We start from the raw sequence: 19,680 nt of genomic DNA, 5'->3' as shown, positions 1-19,680 counted from the left end.
GGGTTTATTTTTTTATGCCTCTCTATTATTTTCATCTTAATGGCTCACTTTTTAAATTACCGACAGAGTATCTGATTTATGCGAATACTAATGTTATGTGGAATGATTATGTTATCTGCGGTGGCTCAAGCTAGACCTAACCAAGAAGTTCCTGAAATTGAGTCTCAGGCTCACTCTTATTATCAAATTACAAATAAAGAAGTGGCATATGAAGGAAAACAATATCGCCTCTTTCTTGCTATTCCTAAAAACGCCACTAAGACAACGCTAATTTATAGTGTTGATGGAAATGCCCAGTTTCCGTTGATGATAAACGAAGCCATAAAGCAGAAAAACAAACCGTTGCCTGCGATTATCAGTGTGGGGTATGTGGGGGATAAAGCTTATTTTATTACAGAGAGAACGCATGACTACACGCCGAGTGTAAAAGGAGAAGCATTTAGCCGAGGTGGAAATGCAGAAAATTTTTATCAGTTCTTCTTAACGCAAGTAAGGCCTTATGCGTTAGAGCAACTCGCTAAAGAACACGTTTCGATCACTCAGCAATCTTTGTTTGGTCACTCCTTTGGTGGCGTGTTTACCCTCTATGTTTTATTCAATCATCCAGAAACATTTCAACGTTATATCGCAGCAAGCCCATCATTATGGTGGGGAAAAGGCGAATGGGTGAAACAAGAGCAATGGCAAGCTATTCCTAATGATATTTCTATTGCAATAACCTTGGGGGAAAAAGAAGAAAAACCAGATTTAAGCCAATTAAGTGAAGAACAACAGAAAAATTATCAAAAGCGTAGTAGCTGGTTAACGCAACATCAGTTATGTCAATATTTATCGGAAGCGGGAAAACAGTGTGAGTTTTATCTGTTTGAGGGCAAAGGTCACGGTGGTTCAATTCCTGATGCCATTAAAATTGCTTTAGAGAAAAGTGTGGAATAAACAAAAGTATCTCTTCATTTTTAGCTATCCTATCGAGTAACGATAGGATAGTAATGAATGTTTATTATTTTTATTTTATTTAGCACGTATTTACTCATAGTCTTCTTAATAAAAAATACTTATCATTTAATAAAAATAAATATTAGATTAGCGCTATTTCTTTTTGGTGGAAAAAGACGATAATCATGATTGATATAAATAAAATTGTTTTCTGACATTAGATTTTATAATTTTATTTATCATCATTTAAACGCTATATTCGCGTCTCCTGAATTTAGGAACGCCATCCACTGTTTTCACCTTTGTTTCTTTTATCTTTCCTAGATAAAAGAACCGCCTCTATCAGGCATCGAGAAAACAGCGCATCATCAACCGTTTTGACTGTGGAGACGAGGGTAGTGAAACAGAACACTACTTTGGTACGCAAAGGCGACAGTACATTAGTACCTGTGGCTGGGTTAACGGTATTTGCTATCGCGTCAGGCTATTTAATGAGTTTAATTCCACTGTCTATGAGCAGTTTTGGAATGGATACGCTCTATGCCAGTTGGTTAGCAAGTATTTATTTTATTGGATTGTTAATAGGTTCAGTCATGATAGAACCTATTATTGCAAGAATAGGGCACAGTCTTTCTTTCGTTGTATTTTTATTATTGTTGGCAGTGACGGTCGGTGTGTTGCCTTTAATGCCTTATTTATCAGCATGGATGGTTTTCCGTTTTATTGGTGGTATGGCGGTTGCAGGTATATTTGTTGTTGTCGAGTCATGGTTATTAATTGGCGATAATCCTAAAGAGCGAGCTAAACGCTTAGGTTTTTATATGACCTCGCTTTATGGCGGCACAACATTAGGACAATTGGCGATTGGTGCAATTGGTACGCAAGGCGCTATCCCGTTTATGGCGATATTAGTTTTATTACTCATTGCCGTATTACCGCCTCTACTTTTTAAACAAGGGCAACCACAAGGGCACTCTCATAAAAGTTTATCACTCAAGCAGATGAGCCGATTAAATAAAGCCGCTTTAGTGGGCTGTATGGTATCTGGCGTTGTGATGGGTAGTATTTATGGCATGATGCCATTGGCTTTAAATCAAGGGCAATTTACAACAGACCAAATAGGTGTGTTGATGGCAGCAATTATTTTAGGCGGAATGGTGATCCAGCCTATTATTAGCAAATTGTCTGTGATGATCAGCAAGACACTGTTATTAGCGATGATGTGTTTAGTGGGCGTTTTTGCCATGGGACTGACTTATCTTTCTAGCGATTATATGGTGCTTATTATTGCACTAGCGCTATTGGGAATGTCTTCTTTTGCACTTTATCCTATCGCTATTACATTGGCATGTGATCATGTGAACGCGAGTTACATTGTCGCTATTACACAAGTGATGCTATTAAGTTATAGCATTGGCTCCGCTATTGGGCCTTTAGGGGCGGGAATGTTTATGGCGCAAGCCAATAACGGCATTATGAATTTCTTCTTTGTGGTGTTATTAGTGACGGCAGTTTACATGCTGTTTGCAAGTTTACGCCGTAAAAGTCATATTGTGTTGAACTAAACTGTATTCTCTTACTTTTTCTCTTTCTTATTTTTTTCCCTTATTTATCAGCCGAGCTTACCCTAAAGGTGGCTCGGTTTTTTTATCTCTACTCTAAAAACGGCTCTAAAAACGAATTAAGACTTCCCTGATATTTTTATGCTGTGCTTTATCAGTATAAACAGATAATGTTATTTCTTTCTTAAATAATGGATTTAACTTTTTCATGGAGAACATACAGTGAAAATAATGGGAATTACTGTTTTACTCTTACTCATTACTCCCTTTTCAAGTGCACAAGCGCTAACTTCAGAACAAAATAAAAAGCTGGTGGAGTATGCGGCTGACTTACCAAGAGCCGTATTTTACGACTCTGATTATCGTAAAATAGACTACCCAATGGGGGACGTGCCTGCTTATAAAGGAGTCTGTAGTGATGTGATTATTCGTAGTTATCGTGGGATTGATATCGATTTACAAAAATTATTACATGAAGATATTAAAGCAAATTTTTCCGCTTACCCAAGTAAACGAATGTGGGGATTGAATAAACCCGATACGAATATTGATCACCGTAGAGTTCCCAATTTAGAGGTCTTTTTCACACGAAAAGGAAAAGTAAAACCGATTACAAAAAATGCCGAAGATTATGTGCCAGGCGATATTGTTAGCTGGCGTTTATATAATGGGCGACCTCATATTGGCATTGTAGTAAATAAGAAAAGCGGGGATAACCAACGCTATCTAGTTATGCATAATATTGGGTTTGGACAAGTCGCAGAGGATGTCTTATTTTCATGGAAAATAACGGGGCATTTTACTTACTAAATAGATAAACGAGGAAAGTTTGGGTATCTGGTTTTTTATAAAAAATAGAATAAAAATAATAACAGGAAAAATAAATCTAGAATTTAAACGACAAGTAAAATAATGCCCATACTGATTTTATGTAAAGTATGGGCATTATTTCTGGGGAAGAATATTTTCATCAGAAACATTCATAATCATTCCTCTAAGCCACCGAGTAACATACTAACGACAGCAGTAGAACAGATAAAAGAAAGGAAAAGGATAAAAAAAGAGCTACTGATCATAATACCCTCCAAATATATCGCTATTTTTAAATAAAAAACCTCGCTAAACACACGTTATTAATTCATTACCTTATATACTAGGTTATTTAAAAATAAAGTCAAACTAACGTGTTATTTAATAACAATTTTTTGCACTGTTATTTTATTTTTTATAAAAAAGCGTGTTGGGTATTACTAAATAATCAGGAGGGGCTTAACCCCTCTGATGTCTTACGCGCTGTGAGGTAAGGTGATATGAGTTAATGGCGGTAAACCATAAGCCGCTCTCGCACGATCACAAGCTTCATTAGGAATGCCATTTACCCAAGATTGTTGAAACTCACGACAAGGAGAAGGACGTTGTTCGTAGATAGAACAGCTTACACACTCTCCAACTTCACCAATCAGTTTGTCACAGCGTGGTTTTTTAGAATTTGTTCCTTTCATGCAAGAGAGAAAAGGCGTTAATGGTTCTGTTAATTCATCTGGAACCACACCGCCACCACTTACCATTTCAGCCCAATAGAACGAAACTCTAAAATAGGCGCAACAAGCACCACAATGCATACAGGGATTATCCTGCATATAAATAAAATCGTTAGAATGTTTGCTCATACCAGATACCATTTTATCTGACGTTAAAGTGACAAAACGCACGTTTTAAGGGTGCGGTAGTTTAAGAGAGGCAAAAAAAGACAGAGAAACGATGCTTCTCTTAGAGCAATCATTATGCGCCGAATGAAAAATATTTTTCAAGAGAAATGTTTCTATATATAGAATATTTTTATTACAAAACAGACTATTATTTTGGAAAAAAAATCTGAGTAGACTATATAACTTAATGGTAAGTGATGATGTTATTTAATCCTCCGTAAAAATCACACTATAAATAGTATTAAAAGTAATCAGAAAATGAGATTTCGAATAAAAAAAGCCTTATCAGTTTTGATAAGGCGATAACAAAATAAGCGTAGATAACATGCTGTAAAAATGAGCTAATGATATCTACTAATCGGTTTTTCTAAAAAGGGCCTTTAAAAATAAATAAAGCACCTGCACCAATTAAAAGAAAACCAATAAAATGATTTAATGTAAAATTTTCTCCCAAGTAAGTGACAGAAAAAATAGCGAAAATAGTTAATGTGATCACTTCTTGTATGGTTTTTAATTCTGCTGCACTGTAATAATTATGACCAATGCGATTTGCGGGTACAGCAAAGCAGTATTCAACAAATGCAATCAACCAGCTTAAAATAATGACAACAATAAGGGGTTTATTGCCATATTTTAGATGTCCATACCAAGCAAATGTCATAAAAACGTTGGAAATTATAAGAAGAATAATAGGGGTAAATTTGTAGAACATATTAGTGATACCACTGGTCGTTTTTAGGCAAAAATTGCCAATAAGAATAGTATGAGATTACTGCAAAAAAAGAGGGTTTTCTATTGCTATGCTAAGAAAAAAATAGTGAAAACTAAAATGGCAGACTTTTTTCGATATAAGAAAGTTTGTTATTTTATCAATTCAATGCAAAGTTAAAGTAGTAAATGGCTATTTTTAAAATTATTGGTTGAATTTCAATCTATTGATATTGTGTTAAATAATATTTTCTTATTATTAATCGATTGAAATTTAAATTTATCAAGTAAGATGCGATATGTCCTAAAATGAAGCTATTCGCACTAATAGATATGATATTAGTTATTTTATACATTATGTTAAACATAAATTTTATTATAAATATCTATAAGGAATTCGCGTGAAGATAAGTTTATTTCTGATCTCTTGTAGTTTACTTACAGTGAGCTTTTTTTCTTCAGCACAAGATAAATACGATCCTTTAGCGAAATGTTATGAAGTGACCGCAAACGAGCCAAGAACCGCTGTGCAAGCTTGTTTATTGGATGAGTTAAAACTGACAGAACAGCAAATGAATGTCATTTATGACAAAAGTAAGAGTGATCTTGAAGATACTGATTCTATTGCAGCGAAAAGTGCCATTGATGCATTAGCCAGTTCTCAGCAGCATTTTATTCAATTTAGAAGCGCTGAATGTCAACGACAATCCGCATTATTAATGGGCGGTTCTGGGGCAGGAGATGTTTTACTCGCATGTGAAATAAAATTAAATCAATGGAGAGCAAAAGTTTTATTAAATAATTAATTGGTAAATAATAGAGAAAAACCCAAAAGCCATTAACTTATCTTTTGGGTTTGATTTAGGCGTCGATGATCGACTCTGACTGTTAGCTATTTTGTTATCGTTTTAACGTTATTTTATCTTGAATTAGCAATCTTCAATAATAAGATAAGCTGCATGAACAGGGCCATGAACCCCCCATACTTTAATCAATTCAATGTCAGCAGTGGAACTTGCACCACCAATTAAATTGATACAAGACGGCATTCTCACACCTTCTTGAGCCATCTTATGTAAACGCTCAGCAATTTGAGCCACACGAGGCAAAATATCGCTTTTACGTAGGATCACAATTGAGGTTTCAGGTAATAAACTCACGGCACGTCCTTTCTCTGGAGACGAAAATAAAACAATTCCACCAGATTCCGTTAATCCCGCTTCAGCAAAAACAATTCCGATTTGAGAGCGTTCAGCATGAACAATATTTTCACGCCCAAGTGTAGGATCCCAAATATAAGTTTCGTATTTTTCGCTAACCGCTTTTGTGATGCCAAGTGCATCTAAACGCTCATCACCACTTATTACCACCGAGCCTTTACAATCATAACTTTCACATAGCTCAATTAGGCTATTAATAACTTCATTCGGTTTGCTAACAACACATTTCACCATTTGAGTCTGTGCAAAGTCCGTAAACTCTTTGCACAGTTCATCTTGAGTTAAATTAGTTAAGCGTGTTTTCGCTAAATCATTCACTGGTGTAGGCTGCGGCTGTGGCTTATGCGCAATAGGACGTCCTAATTTTTCAGCAATAGTTTGCAGAAATTCATTACGATTTTGTTCGTTTAACATATTATTTTTTTCCTTCTGCTTTATGGCGTTTAAACCAACTACGGAAGCTATAACCATCTGGTTTAGGGAGATCACGTGATTCCATCCAATCATTAAGAACACTAATTTTGATTGGTGTAGAACCATTTTTGATCATTAATCCCGCCATTTTTGCACCGACATTCATACCCACTTTCCAAAGGGCAGGGTGTGAATTGAGGTAGTTAAACATACCTGTCACTCGACGTTCTGCTTTTGGTGTAAGGCCTGTTTCTGCCATCACACGGCGATGTTTTAAAATCAGTTGTGCTAAAGGAATTTTGACTGGGCAAACTACATTACAAGCGTTACATAGCGAACATGCATAAGGGAGATCGTGGAAATCTTTATAACCCCCTAATAATGGTGAAATTACCGCACCAATTGGACCAGGATAAATTGATCCATAAGCATGACCACCAATATTACGATAAGCAGGGCATGTATTTAGGCAAGCACCACAACGAATACAACGTAAAATATCTTTAAATTGTGAGCCTAAAATTTCAGAACGACCATTATCGACAATTACTAAATGGAACTCTTCAGGGCCATCAACATTGCCTGCTTCACGTGGACCTGTCACCCAAGTGTTATAACTGGTTAAACGTGAGCCAACGGCACTACGACATAACATGGTTATCAACGGATCAACTTCTTCAAAGGTAGGAGCCACACGTTCCATACCCATAACCGCTATATGGGTTTTAGGTAGTGTTGTGGTCATTCTTGCATTACCTTCATTGGTGACTAAACAGACAGTACCTGTTTCAGCCACGGCAAAGTTACAGCCAGTGATACCAATATCAGCAGAAAGGAAATCTTGTCTTATACGTTGTCTAATGAAAAGCGTCATATCTTCTGGCGTTTCACTGCCTTCATAATTGAGTTTTTCATTTAAGACTTTGCGAATTTGATAACGATCTTTGTGGATCGCTGGAACCACGATATGAGACGGTGGATCATTATCTAATTGAAGAATATATTCACCAAGGTCAGTTTCGATGATTTCAATGCCTTCATTTTGTAAGGCTTTATTCATCCCAATTTCTTCGGTGACCATCGATTTAGATTTTACAATCTTCTTCGCATTTTTCTTTTTGGCAACTTCACAAATATAACGAGAGGCATCTTCTGCTGTTTTAGCAAAATAAACATGGCCTCCGTTTTCAGTCACTTTTTCGGATAATTGATAGAGATAAGCATCTAAGTTTTCAAGAACATGGTTACGGATTTGTTCAGCGCGATCACGCCACTCTTCCCAATTACCTAGCTCCTTCACCATGATTTGACGGTTAGCCCCAATGCGTTCTTGCGCCATAACAACCGCATTACGCATGATTGTGTCTTTCATTTCATGTTCTAGACGAGGTCTGAAATCTATATCACTGGTTTTGATAGACATAAGCAGGCTCCCTTATTGGCTCATTAAAACTTGTGCAATATGCAACACTTTTACAGGACGTTTTTCACGACTTAAACGACCTTGAATGTTGATTAAGCAGCTTGTATCGGCACCAATGACATAATCAGGACTCACATCCATAATATGTTTGACTTTTTCAGTCACCATTTCGCCTGAAATTTCAGACATCTTCACGGAGAAAGTTCCCCCAAAGCCACAGCAGGTTTCTGAGTTTGCAAAAGGTAACATTTCAAGACCTTCAACATGTTTTAACAGCGTTAAAGGCTCACTTACGACACCTAATTTTCTGGTTAAACTGCAAGATGGGTGATAAACCGCTTTACCTGGCAGACGAGCCCCAACATCGACAACACCAAGGGTGTTAACAATAAAGCTGGTTAAATCAATAAGGCGATCGGCAACACCTTGTGCCCGTAATGCCCATTGTGGTTCATCAGCAAGATAAGTTGGGTAACCTTTAATGGCATAAGTACAGGAGCCTGCGGGTGAAATAATGGGATAGTCGTTCACTTCCAATGTTTCAATTAACGATTTCATGGCGGGTTTTGCGTTATTAACATAACCGCTATTAAGCGCAGGCTGACCACAGCAACCTTGGCGTTCCTGAAATAAGACTTCGCAGCCTAATTTTTCAAGTAACAAGACGGTGTCTCGGGCTGAATCTGCTTTCAGCACATCACCAAGACAGGTCGCATAAAAATTAACTTTCATTAATCGAACTCCAAAACATCGCTCAGATGTTATTATTTTTACTAAAGATAAAATTCTTTTATTGCTTCGTTATAAGAGGAGAAGTGAATGGAATAAACACGCTCACTTCTCCTTATTAATTAGTTCATTAGATGATAAATAATACCGATCTTCGCCCCAAGAATAACAATGTAGGCAATACAGTATTTTAAGGTTTCACGCATAATGGCACTGCTTTGGCCATCCATTTTTGTCGCTGAAACAGCAATGGCGATACTTTGAGGTGAAATCATTTTACCGCCCGTTGCACCAGAGGTATTGGCAGCGGCCAGAATGAATGGGTCAATATTAAGTTTAGCGGCTGCACTGGTTTGTAACTTACCAAACAGTACGTTAGAGTTGGTGTCACTACCTGTTACGAACGTTCCTAACGCACCGATCACTGGGGCAATAAAGATAAATCCTGCACCTGTGAAATCGACTAAGGTTTCAGCGATACTGCCAATCATGCCACTGAAATCCATGACAGTTGCCATCGCTACGATTGCTGTGATGGCAATAATTGAGTTTTTCAGTTGGATAGTCGTTTTAACCAGAACAGAGATAAGTGTTGAAACACTTGCGCCTTGAATGGTTCCCCCCACAAAGCTGGCGAGAATAATTAATACCCCCGGTGTACTTAACCAAGCAATGGTTTGATATTCCGTTTGTGTTTCACTTAATACAAATGGGATCTTTGTGGAAATCGCACTCGCCATGCTTTGGAGCGTAGGGAATAAAGGTGAACACGCTAAAATAAATATAAAAGTAAACAGATAAATAGAACTTGCTACTAACAACTCTTTGCCAGTATGTTTTTTGACATTTTTCTGTTTATCACCACTATTTTTCATGCGTTTAGCAAGGAAAATAACCACAATTAAGCTGACTAAGCTACCTGCAAACGCTGGTAATTCAGCACCTAAATTAGCTGCAACGATATATTGAGGGATCAGTGTACTGATACCACACATTAAGGTAATAAATCCGACACCTTTAATCGCTTTAATTCCGCCACCAGCAATGGCAACGATGACAAAAGGCAATACGATATTAAATAATCCCAACTGAATAATAATCGTTTTACTCAGTACTAATACATCAAGCCCAGTATTTTGCGCCAAAATTGAAACTGGAATACCGACTGCACCAAAAGCAGTAGGAACTGTATTGGCAACTAAAGAGGCAACTGCTGCTTTAAAAGGATCAAATCCAAGTGCAATTAAAATACCGATAGGAATGGCAACCGCAGTACCATAACCCGCAACAGCTTCAAGAAAGCCACCAAAACACCATGAGATAAGCAGAACTTGCACTCGCTTATCATCACTTATGCCAGCCAGTACATCTTTAAGGACATCCATGCCACCTGTTTTTAGCATTAAGTTATAGCTATAAATGGCAGCAAGAATAACGATGATGATTGGCCACAATCCTTTAACTGCGCCATAAAGGACAGAGACTGAAGCAAATTGAATGGTGTTGTTCCAATGGAAAATAGCAAGTGCAACAGTTATCACTAAAGATACAAGCACGGCATGGTGAACGGCTGATTTCATTTTTAAAATCATAAAAATCAAAACCGCTAAAGGCACAATGCCTAATAAGAATGATAGATAGTCTGACATGATTATTTTTATCCTTAAGTTTGCAATTGTTATCGTTTATAACTGCGTTGGCAAACCTATAAGTTGGTCATTATATAATTGTGTAGGGTACTAGGTTTTATTAATGCTCTACTTTGCTGAAACGATAAATCATAAATAAAAAAAGATAGTTACTAACCTAAACAATGAAAGATATCATCACTTAGGAAATTGTCAGGTTAGATTAGTTGGCTATTGTAGGGAATATTTATTGATATGTAATAGAATAAAATCAATTGTGTGACAAATATAAAAAAATTCCTTTTTTCTCATTATTTGCTTGTTAATTGTCGTGTTTTTTGACGCTCATCAATGTAATTGCATTGCTAATGTTGTTGCAAAATTGGTTTTTGATGAAAAAAAGAACGATATTGATGGTTTTAGCTATGTAATAAAAAGATAAATTGAAGTCTAAAATGCCATTTTTAGGGTAAAAAAAGACCATCAACTCCCAAAATAAACATAAAATAAATTAATGAATTGCTTTTTTACCTATTTTATTAACAAATAAACTAAAAATTTTTTATTTCGATATTTTATTGTTATAAATTTTGTTGTCTTAATAATTTAAATTATCGTTTTTTTATTTTTATAATACTTTCTTTCATTATCGATAATATTTTACTTTGTATTTTTAATATTTTATTTTGTTTTTTCTATCTTGTTTTAATTTTTAGTGTTTTCTTTATTTTGTTTTTTTATTTCTTGCCTATTCTTTACGTGTTTTTTATTTATAAAAATATATTTATTTTTTTTATTTCTAATTTATATCTATTTTTATCTAGTGTGAAAATAAATTGTTATCATTGATTTGTTTTTATTTATTCTTAATATAATAATTTTAATTATACAAAATTAATATTATTATATTAACTGTTTAAATGGACTTTAATATGATTTTCTCATCAATGATTAACTTCTTTTTGTATCCATAGGCGCACAATTACTCGCTTTCAAACTAGATTTAATTGTAATACAAATCAGTGAGATAATGGAACCATGATAAGAAAAGTAAATAATAAATGAGAATGGTTCTTCCTAATGTTCCTCAATTAAAGATATGATTGACGTGATCTTGATCGTATTGATAAAAGTAAAAAGTCTATTTTTTTTATTCTTTATAAATAAGAAAACGTGAAATAAATTCTATTTAATAATAGGAAAATATTTATTTAAGGGGATTTCTTACCTTTTTAAAAGTGTTTAAGTTGACTGTTATAGAACAAAGATAAGATATGAAATATTTTTGAAGTAATAGTCTCATTTTTAGGTGAAATATTAATTTCATCTAGATAATTGTCATACAAATATTCAAAGTAAAAAAGGTGATTGAAAAGTGAGTTTACAGATAATTATTTTCGATTCAGCTACGTAATAATCTCTAACGGAATATTTTCTTTAGTGTGTAAATGTGTTGCTGCCTGTTTTAGCTCTATAAGCTTATCTCACAATAAGTGACATTATCCTGAGATTATTATGGGAGTATTAATAGTGAAAAGATTATTTTCATCATTAAATAGCTCTGTTTTGATAATGGAAATCAGCGATTATGTTAGCGATGTTTTAGGATTTAACATTTGACGCCATCCATAAACGTTGAAATAAGTTGGCAAAAACAAACAGTTTGTCTGATATTGGTAAAATTGTTTACATTTTATTGTCGACGTTGTTACACATGAAAAAAAAGAACCAAAGTGTGAACTAGGTTCATTTTTTAGTGAGTATGAATAGGGCGTTAATGACTAAGCCAAGCTTCTTTGTGGTTCTCTTTTCACTTTATATTGAGCAAAAACCAGTAATAAACCAATGATCCCAACTAAGGCCGCACTTAAAGGGACAATGTTGTAACTGTATTTTAAAGCAACTCCGCCAATAACGGCTCCAATAGCGTTGCCTAAATTAAATGCACCGATATTTACTGATGAAACTAAACCCGGCGCATCATGGGCTATCTGCATTGTTTTTATTTGCAGTGGTGGAACAAGGGCGAAGCTCGCCACACTCCAAATAAAAAGAGTGATAATCGTTAAGAACAAATGATTTGAAACTAAGGGTAAAAGGATCATTGATAAAATCAGTAATATAAAAAACATCACTAATGTTCTATCGATTCCTTTTGCCGATAACTTACCCCCTAAGTAATTACCTACGGTAAATCCTAATCCAATCACAACAAGTAGCATTGCGACATCGCTTTCGCTGATATGAACAATATTAATAAGGAAAGGGGCGATGTATGTATAAAGAGCAAAAAGAGCAGAGGCGCCAAATACGGTAGTCAGTAGTGCTAACACAACAGGTAAACGAGTGAGTACTTTTAATTCATACTTGATATTAGGCTTGTTTCCTTTAGGGATCGTAGGGAGCAGCATTAATAAACCCATCAGTGTCACAACACCTAATCCAGAAATAAGAACAAAGGCTAAACGCCAGCCATAAACTTGACCAATCCAAGTAATAAAAACACCGATCAAGTTTGAAAGAGTTAATCCCATAAACATAGCGGCAACGGCAGCAGCTTGTTTATGTTTTTCAACAAGACTTGCGGCTACTACTGATCCAATACCAAAAAAAGCACCATGATTAAGACTCGTTATTAGCCTTGCAACCATTAATCCCCAATAGCTATCAGATTGTGAGGCGAATAAATTGCCTGCAATAAAGAGCAATAATAGGAAAATTAAAGCATGTCGTTTTGTTAATCGACCTAAGCCCAATGTCATAATAGGAGCGCCAACCATAACACCGACAGCATAACCTGTAATGAGGCCACCTGCTGTTGTGATCGAGATATCTAGCCCTGAAGCAATATTAGGTAGTAACCCCATTGGTGTAAATTCAGAGGCTCCTATTGCAAATGCCCCAGTAGCCAGAGCTAATAAAGGGAGAAAGGTTTTCATAGCGCATCCTAATAAGGTGAATAATAAATTTGAAATTTAATAGGGTGCTAGTGTAATGAAGTAAAAAAATGCAATAAATAATGAAAAAAACAATAGACTATTGCTTTAATGGCAATAATGATTGTGGTGTTTATATTATTGAATTGCTTTTTAATAAAAATAATAATCATTATGATAATAACAATATCAGCAACTTATTTTTGCCTAAATGTAAATAATGAAATAAAAAATTATGCTAGAGTAATTTCAGGTTGTTATTTATTTGTCATTTACACTTATGTTGGAATATAGGATTTCATATGAATAATGTCAGATTAATTGCCACAATTGTGGCAAAAGAAAATCATGAAAATGAAGTGTTATCTGCTTGCAAAGCAATGATAAAACCAAGCCATAAAGATGAAGGATGTATCCAGTATGAACTTCATAAGGATACCACTCAACCAAGAACCTTTATTTTCTTTGAAATATGGGAAAACCAGAGCGCTATCGATAAACACAATGAAACGGCACATATGAAAGCGTTTGTTGAAAATCTAAAAGATAAAATTGAATTATTAGATATCAAATTTATTGAAAAATTAGCCTGATTTTATTTACCCTCCGTTAATGTGTCTTATTATTTTAAATAAAAATTTTATGTTTAAACCATGATTTAAGCAGATGTACATTATGTATATCTGCTTATTTTTTAAGTAGTAACGTTTATTTATACCATTCACACTATTTACAATAACTCACTATTCTCCCCTGATTATTAACTTAATTGCAATAATAAAAAAATGTCCGTATCCTTAAATCCCAATATACTACCTAATAGCACTGGGACTTATTGTATGAAAGCAACGTCAGAAGAAGCGAGAGTATTCGTTGAAGTTGTTGAACATAAAAGCTTTACAAAAGCAGCTGATAAACTGAATCTGGCTAATTCAGCCGTCAGCCGAACAGTGAAGAAATTAGAAGATAAATTAGGTGTTAATTTACTGAATAGAACGACCCGCCAAATTGATCTTACCGTAGAAGGTGAACTTTATTTTCAGCGAATGAAAGTTATTTTGCAGGAAATGCAAGCAGCTGAAAATGAGTTATATGGCACACAAAATTCACCTAAAGGTTTACTGCGTATCGATGCGGCAACTCCTGTTGTATTACATTTGTTGATCCCTTTTATTTCTATTTTTCGCCAACAATACCCTGATATTATTTTGTCATTAGTCTCATCAGAAACTTTTGTGAATTTAATTGAGCGTAAAGTGGATGTGGCCATACGAGTTGGCCATTTAACAGACTCAAGTTTACGTGCTCGCCCTTTATTTAATAGCTATCGTAAAATTATTGCTTCGCCAAAATATATAGAGCGAAAAGGAATTCCGACAGCAGCGCAAGCATTGAGCGAACATACTTGTTTAACATTTACTGAGCCAGTTTCATTAAATACATGGCCTTTAGAAATCGAAAAAAATGCATTAATTACGGTAACAGAAGGGATATCTTCAAACAGTGGCGAAACATTAAGGCAATTATGCGTGAGTGGTGAAGGGATTGCTTGTTTATCTGATTTTATGGTGAATAAAGATATTCAAGAAGGCAAACTAGTTGAGCTATTTAGCGATAAATTACAATCTATACCATTACCTTTTCATGCTGTTTATTATAGTGATCGCGTGGTGAGCCAACGTATCCGCGTTTTTATTGATAGTTTAACTCAATATTTATCTGACACATTAAAGCTGTAACTTTTAGCGCACTAATGTCCTTAATTTCTTACAGTTTATCTTAGTGTGATAGTAAGACGATCCTATCAGATTAGAAGATATTCTTATTAATGTTATAACAGCCAACGGTTTAACAAAATAGCCTGAACAACAATAGACTTTTGCCTAAAAAGCAATAATCTCTATTATTAATATACCCAATCGTAAAAGTGGTCTATTTTGGTTTTTTATTCTTAATTATCTTTGTTGATTTTTAATAATAAGAAAATAATCCTGAATTTTAATTTTCTATAGATTTTTATGTTGTGTGCGAATTTTTTTATTTCCTGTTAAATTAACTCTATTAAACGTATCGCAAGAGAAAATTTAGGAGTTGGCATGAATATTTTATTGATTAATGGTGGTCAAAACTTCGGTCATTCTGCTGGTCAATTAAACCGTACACTACATGATGTTGCTGCTGAGCATTTAGTTACATTAGGTCATAGCGTTAAAGAAACCCAAATAGAAGATGGCTATGATATTGACGACGAAATCGAGAAATTTCTATGGGCGGACACCATTATTTATCAAATGCCTGGCTGGTGGATGATGATGCCGTGGAAAGTAAAAAAATATATGGATGATGTGTATACATTTGGTCATGGCAAGTTATATGAGAACGATGGGCGTACGCGTCGTGATCCTAAAAAGCAATACGGTACAGGGGGGCTGTTACAAGGTAAGAAATACATGATCTCTGTAACGTGGAATGCGCCTGTTGAAGCCTTTAATGAATTTGGTAATTTTTTTGATGGCAGAGGTGTTGATGGTGTTTATTTCGCTTTCCACAAGTCACAACAATTTTTAGGATTATCTCAATTACCGACTTTTATGGTCAATGATGTTATTAAAGAGCCAACGGTTGAGAATGATATTGCTGAATATAAAGCACATTTAACTCACGTCTTTGGTTGAGTTTATTTATTCGTATAGCCGTTTGGAACATACATAAAACACGTTTAAAGGTCACTATGATAGAAGACTAGTGACCTTTATTTTTTCAATAAACTTATTCAACTAAATATTAGATACTTTTAATCTGAAAGTAATTCACTAATTTATTCAGATTAAGTGCTTGTTCATTAAGTGAACTTGCAGCAGCTACCGATTCCTCAACTAATCCCGCATTCTGTTGAGTTGTTGAATCAAGCTGACTTATAGCGTTATTGATTTGCGATATACCATCACTTTGTTCATTACTTGCCTGCCCAATTTCACGCAATAGCGCACTGATCTCTTCGACATCAGCGATCATTTTTTGGATTTGTGAGCCGGCTTGTTCAACTAATTCCATTCCTTCTTGTGTTTGAGTTGATGAATTATCGATAAGAGTGCGTATATCATTAGCGGAGTCTGCACTTTTTTGTGCCAGTAGTCTGACTTCACCAGCAACAACTGCAAAACCTTTACCATGTTCACCCGCTCTAGCGGCTTCAACAGCGGCATTTAGTGCAAGAATATTAGTTTGGAATGCAATGGCATTAATTAAGTTAATAATATCTGTCATTTGAGATGATGAGCTATTAATGGCTCTCATTTTTTCAGTTAGCTGAAGCATTATTTCGCCATTATGATGTACGGCGATTTCAGTTTTTTCAGCAACATTAATCGCATCATGAGTATGATCTGCGGTGTTTTTAACAGTTGATGTCATTTGCTCCATTGAGCTTGCCGTTTCTTCTACTGATGTTGCTTGTTCTTCTGTTCTTGCTGCTAAATTTTGGCTACCAGCTGTAATTTGCTCTGCTGCTGACGAAATATTTTCAGCGCTGTTTTGTACATTTTGCACAACTTCTAATAGGTGCGTTTTCATTTCAGCAAGGGCTTGTAATAATATTCCTGCTTCATCATGATAATCAATATTCACTTCTTGTGTTAAATCACCATTGGCAATCGCTTTAGCAAAATTTATTGCTTTATCTAATGGAAGAGTAATGCCTTTAGTAATAAACCATCCTAAAATACTACCCACAATAATACTGATGAGGGTTAATAAGACTAAAAAGATCCTTTTCTCAATAAAATCACGTTCAACAGCGTCACCTGCCTCTTCCATTTTTTTGTCTTGTAATTTGATAAACTCTAATATTTTATCGCGATACTTTAACTGAATAGCGGAAGTTTTTGTGATCAGTTCATTGACAGCGGCGTGTTTGTTATTTTCATTAAATGCCTTCACCACAAAGTTTTGAGAGTTTATATATTGCTGACGGATCTCATAAACCTCAGCTAAGATTTTTTTTGATTCAGCATCGTGTGTGGTTTCGTCTAATTCTTTCAGTAATTGCGCAACTTTAGCGGTGATCTCTGCTTTTTTGCTCTCTTGCTCAGCCGCTAAACTTCCTTGCTCATCAAGCATAGTAAGTTGCTGAAATATAATAAATTCATTGAAATTATTAATCAGTAAGTTGGCTCTGACTGTGGCTGGATAGATATCATCAACGACATCATGAATATCTTGATTCGCACTATTTAAACCCATTAATGCGAAACTGGAACCCAACATAATTAGCATCACAAAAGTTGTAAATGCGATGGTTAACTTTGTACGAATTTTAAAGTTTTTAAAGAACATGCTTAACCCTGGATAAATAATAATTAATAAGTATTGGTAACTTATTTAAGAACAAACAGTATCGGTAAGCAGAGGAAGAACTTTAGTCATTAAACTAAATAAAGGGAGATAAAAAGGCTTGTATTGATTTTTAACACATTATTTTTTCTCTTAAAAAGAGATCTCTTCCATTTTTTATCTAAATGTACTGAGTATTTAAGTTTCATTTAGCTTTATAAAATTGGGTGTAAAGTAATAAAAAATTAAAAAAAATCCTTTATTTTTTGTTAACAATTGTTTGATTGATTTTAATATTTGTTAATTAGTTTTGAGGCGTTTAGAAGGTAGAATAAAGGTCAATAGAGTATAAAAGTGGCTAAATATGCGCTATCTAAGATTTGCTCACCGCTGAAACACTTTTGGCTATGATAGACTGAGTGACTTAAACTCAGTGAGTTTATGGTTAATATTAGATGTGTTTTAATTTCCCATATTTCTTATACTCAATTGACTTAAAGGTAACGCTGTATGCGCAGTGTATTTATATTTTTGAGCGTATTTATTCTAGGATTTAGTCATATGGCGTATTCCGATCAAACACTGGTTTTTATAAGACATGGTGAAAAACCTGATAATGATAGTGGGCAACTGACCTGTAAAGGGTTAAATAGAGCATTAGCCCTACCCGATGTGCTTATAAATCAATTTGGCAAACCTGATGCATTATTCGCCGCGGCACCTAAACAGAGTAAGTTAGGGAATTCATTGCGTTCACTCCAAACGATTTCACCTATCGCTATTAAAACCTCATTGCCTATTCATCTTCAATATCACGCTAAAGAGATAAAAGCATTACGAGAGGAACTGTTAAGTCGACAGTATGAAAACTCGGTTATTTTTATTGCCTGGGAGCATGATAATTTAACCAAGGTTGCGCGAGATATTATGAAACAAGAGGGAGGCGATCCTAAATTAATTCCTAAATGGAAAAGTAGTGATTTTGATAGTATTTATATCTTAAAAATTATCCGAGAAGGGGATAAAAAAAGCGTCGTATTTGAACAAAGACAACAAGGGCTAGATGGCGTGTCAGAAGTTTGCCCTAATTAATGCGTATTTTATAACACTCTATTTTTACACACAGATTTAATGCTATTCGAAGCAATGCGGGAAATATATGCAAAATGAAGCTATACGCTCAGTAGAGCACGAGATCAAAGTACACCTTATAAACTCATTTACTCGAAATAATAAAGGTGGCAATCCTGCTGGCGTGGTAATTAATCCTCCTAAATTAAGTGATGAACAGAAAATTACCATCGCTAAAGAAGTCGGATTTTCTGAAACAGCTTTTGTTTATCAAGGTGAAGAGACGGATTTTAAGGTTGATTTTTTCACTCCTGAAGGTGAGGTCGATTTTTGCGGTCATGCGACATTAGCGGTATTTTTCACTTTATCTTCACTCAACTTATTGGCTTCTGGTCATTACACACAAAAAACGAAAGCAGGTATTCTAAGTGTCGCAATTAATGCTGAAAATATCGTTATGGAGCAAACACTACCTGTTTCACGTCAAGCTCCAAATATCGATGCAGTGGCTGCTGCACTGGGAATAAATTGCGAAACTATTTCAGAAACAGGCTTACCCATTGAGATATTTTCAACGGGACTACCTGATATTTTGATCCCTGTACAATTTGGGAAATTAGATACGCTAAAACCTAATTTTGAAGCGATTGCAAACTTAAGCCGTGAATTTAATACTATCGGTTTTCATGTTTTTGAACTTAGTCAAGATAAAGAAATTACTGCTCATTGCCGTAATTTTGCACCTTTATATGGCATCAATGAAGAATCTGCGACAGGGAGTTCTAGTGGCGCTTTAGGCTGCTATCTTGTTAAGCATGTTTTCCCTTATCAAACACATTTTTTATTAGAGCAAGGGCGTGCAATGCAATGTTCCTCTCTTATTCACGTTATTATTGATTCAACGGAAAATACAATTAGTCGAGTGAGAGTAGGTGGAAAAGCGACAATGATAGGCACGAAGATTATTACTCTTTAGAGAAAATAAAAGATTTTTAATTTCGAAAACTTATTT

The 19,680-nt window shown here is 35.0% G+C and carries 17 protein-coding genes; 9 read left to right on the top strand and 8 right to left on the bottom strand.

Translation table 11 applies throughout. From position 1 onward, the window contains the following. Nucleotides 1-78: 78 nt before the first annotated feature. The 3 genes from JEP36_RS02940 (at nt 79) to JEP36_RS02930 (ending at nt 3,308) form a co-directional block, all read left to right on the top strand. On the top strand, nt 79-936 hold the full coding sequence (locus tag JEP36_RS02940) for an alpha/beta hydrolase (RefSeq protein WP_232805400.1): 858 nt from the start codon (nt 79-81) through the stop codon (nt 934-936). 398 nt (nt 937-1,334) lie between these two features. Beyond that, nucleotides 1,335-2,501, top strand: coding sequence for an MFS transporter (locus JEP36_RS02935; RefSeq protein ID WP_109371020.1), 1,167 nt, complete (start codon nt 1,335-1,337; stop codon nt 2,499-2,501). A 225-nt stretch (nt 2,502-2,726) separates the two neighbouring features. Beyond that, nucleotides 2,727-3,308 carry a DUF1287 domain-containing protein gene (locus JEP36_RS02930; RefSeq protein WP_409339488.1) on the top strand — a complete coding sequence of 194 codons (582 nt, stop codon included), beginning with the start codon at nt 2,727-2,729 and terminating at the stop codon, nt 3,306-3,308. Between the two features lie 476 nt (nt 3,309-3,784). On the opposite strand, the gene JEP36_RS02925 is transcribed toward JEP36_RS02930, so the two are convergent. Together JEP36_RS02925 and JEP36_RS02920 are read right to left on the bottom strand one after the other, a co-directional pair. Continuing rightward, complete coding sequence (locus JEP36_RS02925; RefSeq protein WP_109371014.1) at nt 3,785-4,168, bottom strand: YkgJ family cysteine cluster protein; 384 nt, start codon at nt 4,166-4,168, stop codon at nt 3,785-3,787. 406 nt (nt 4,169-4,574) lie between these two features. Beyond that, nucleotides 4,575-4,919, bottom strand: a complete 345-nt coding sequence (locus JEP36_RS02920; RefSeq protein WP_075670926.1) for a DMT family protein — start codon at nt 4,917-4,919, stop codon at nt 4,575-4,577. A 397-nt stretch (nt 4,920-5,316) separates the two neighbouring features. Here JEP36_RS02920 and umoC point away from each other — a divergent pair, with 397 nt between their 5' ends. Next, on the top strand, nt 5,317-5,721 hold the full coding sequence (gene umoC, locus JEP36_RS02915) for a lysozyme inhibitor LprI family protein (RefSeq protein ID WP_198629857.1): 405 nt from the start codon (nt 5,317-5,319) through the stop codon (nt 5,719-5,721). A gap of 123 nt (nt 5,722-5,844) precedes the next feature. Here the strand turns inward: umoC and JEP36_RS02910 are convergent, their stop codons facing one another. From JEP36_RS02910 to JEP36_RS02890, 5 genes are all read right to left on the bottom strand, one after another. Beyond that, nucleotides 5,845-6,549 carry a LutC/YkgG family protein gene (locus JEP36_RS02910; RefSeq protein ID WP_198620776.1) on the bottom strand — a complete coding sequence of 235 codons (705 nt, stop codon included), beginning with the start codon at nt 6,547-6,549 and terminating at the stop codon, nt 5,845-5,847. A gap of 1 nt (nt 6,550) precedes the next feature. Continuing rightward, a complete protein-coding gene (locus JEP36_RS02905) occupies nt 6,551-7,972 on the bottom strand; it encodes a LutB/LldF family L-lactate oxidation iron-sulfur protein (protein ID WP_198620775.1) in 1,422 nt (473 codons plus the stop codon). Between the two features lie 12 nt (nt 7,973-7,984). After that, on the bottom strand, nt 7,985-8,704 hold the full coding sequence (locus JEP36_RS02900) for a (Fe-S)-binding protein (RefSeq protein ID WP_099659343.1): 720 nt from the start codon (nt 8,702-8,704) through the stop codon (nt 7,985-7,987). Between the two features lie 119 nt (nt 8,705-8,823). Beyond that, entirely contained in the window at nt 8,824-10,350 is a 1,527-nt protein-coding gene (locus tag JEP36_RS02895) for an L-lactate permease (RefSeq protein WP_109371008.1), read from the bottom strand. 1,760 nt (nt 10,351-12,110) lie between these two features. Then, nucleotides 12,111-13,268 carry an MFS transporter gene (locus JEP36_RS02890; RefSeq protein ID WP_198629856.1) on the bottom strand — a complete coding sequence of 386 codons (1,158 nt, stop codon included), beginning with the start codon at nt 13,266-13,268 and terminating at the stop codon, nt 12,111-12,113. 299 nt (nt 13,269-13,567) lie between these two features. Here JEP36_RS02890 and JEP36_RS02885 point away from each other — a divergent pair, with 299 nt between their 5' ends. From JEP36_RS02885 to JEP36_RS02875, 3 genes are all read left to right on the top strand, one after another. Then, nucleotides 13,568-13,858, top strand: coding sequence for a putative quinol monooxygenase (locus JEP36_RS02885; RefSeq protein WP_196533439.1), 291 nt, complete (start codon nt 13,568-13,570; stop codon nt 13,856-13,858). Nucleotides 13,859-14,104: 246 nt separating this feature from the next. Beyond that, entirely contained in the window at nt 14,105-15,004 is a 900-nt protein-coding gene (gene yafC, locus JEP36_RS02880; RefSeq protein WP_198619701.1) for a DNA-binding transcriptional regulator YafC, read from the top strand. Between the two features lie 357 nt (nt 15,005-15,361). Beyond that, nucleotides 15,362-15,940, top strand: coding sequence for an NAD(P)H-dependent oxidoreductase (locus tag JEP36_RS02875; protein WP_198619702.1), 579 nt, complete (start codon nt 15,362-15,364; stop codon nt 15,938-15,940). Between the two features lie 109 nt (nt 15,941-16,049). Here the strand turns inward: JEP36_RS02875 and JEP36_RS02870 are convergent, their stop codons facing one another. Continuing rightward, nucleotides 16,050-17,600, bottom strand: coding sequence for a methyl-accepting chemotaxis protein (locus JEP36_RS02870; protein WP_198629855.1), 1,551 nt, complete (start codon nt 17,598-17,600; stop codon nt 16,050-16,052). Nucleotides 17,601-18,107: 507 nt separating this feature from the next. Between JEP36_RS02870 and JEP36_RS02865 the strand changes: the two genes are divergently transcribed. Both JEP36_RS02865 and JEP36_RS02860 read left to right on the top strand, forming a co-directional pair. Continuing rightward, nucleotides 18,108-18,689: a histidine phosphatase family protein gene (locus JEP36_RS02865; RefSeq protein ID WP_196533442.1), complete on the top strand. Its 582-nt coding sequence runs from the start codon at nt 18,108-18,110 to the stop codon at nt 18,687-18,689. Nucleotides 18,690-18,756: 67 nt separating this feature from the next. After that, nucleotides 18,757-19,644, top strand: a complete 888-nt coding sequence (locus JEP36_RS02860) for a PhzF family phenazine biosynthesis protein (protein WP_198629854.1) — start codon at nt 18,757-18,759, stop codon at nt 19,642-19,644. The last annotated feature ends 36 nt before the right edge of the window (nt 19,645-19,680 follow it).

The sequence above is a fragment of the Proteus sp. PR00208 genome (assembly GCF_016238545.1).
Lineage (GTDB): Bacteria > Pseudomonadota > Gammaproteobacteria > Enterobacterales > Enterobacteriaceae > Proteus.
Note: the sequence above shows the minus strand (reverse complement) of the source record. Positions and strands in the feature narration are given on the sequence as shown.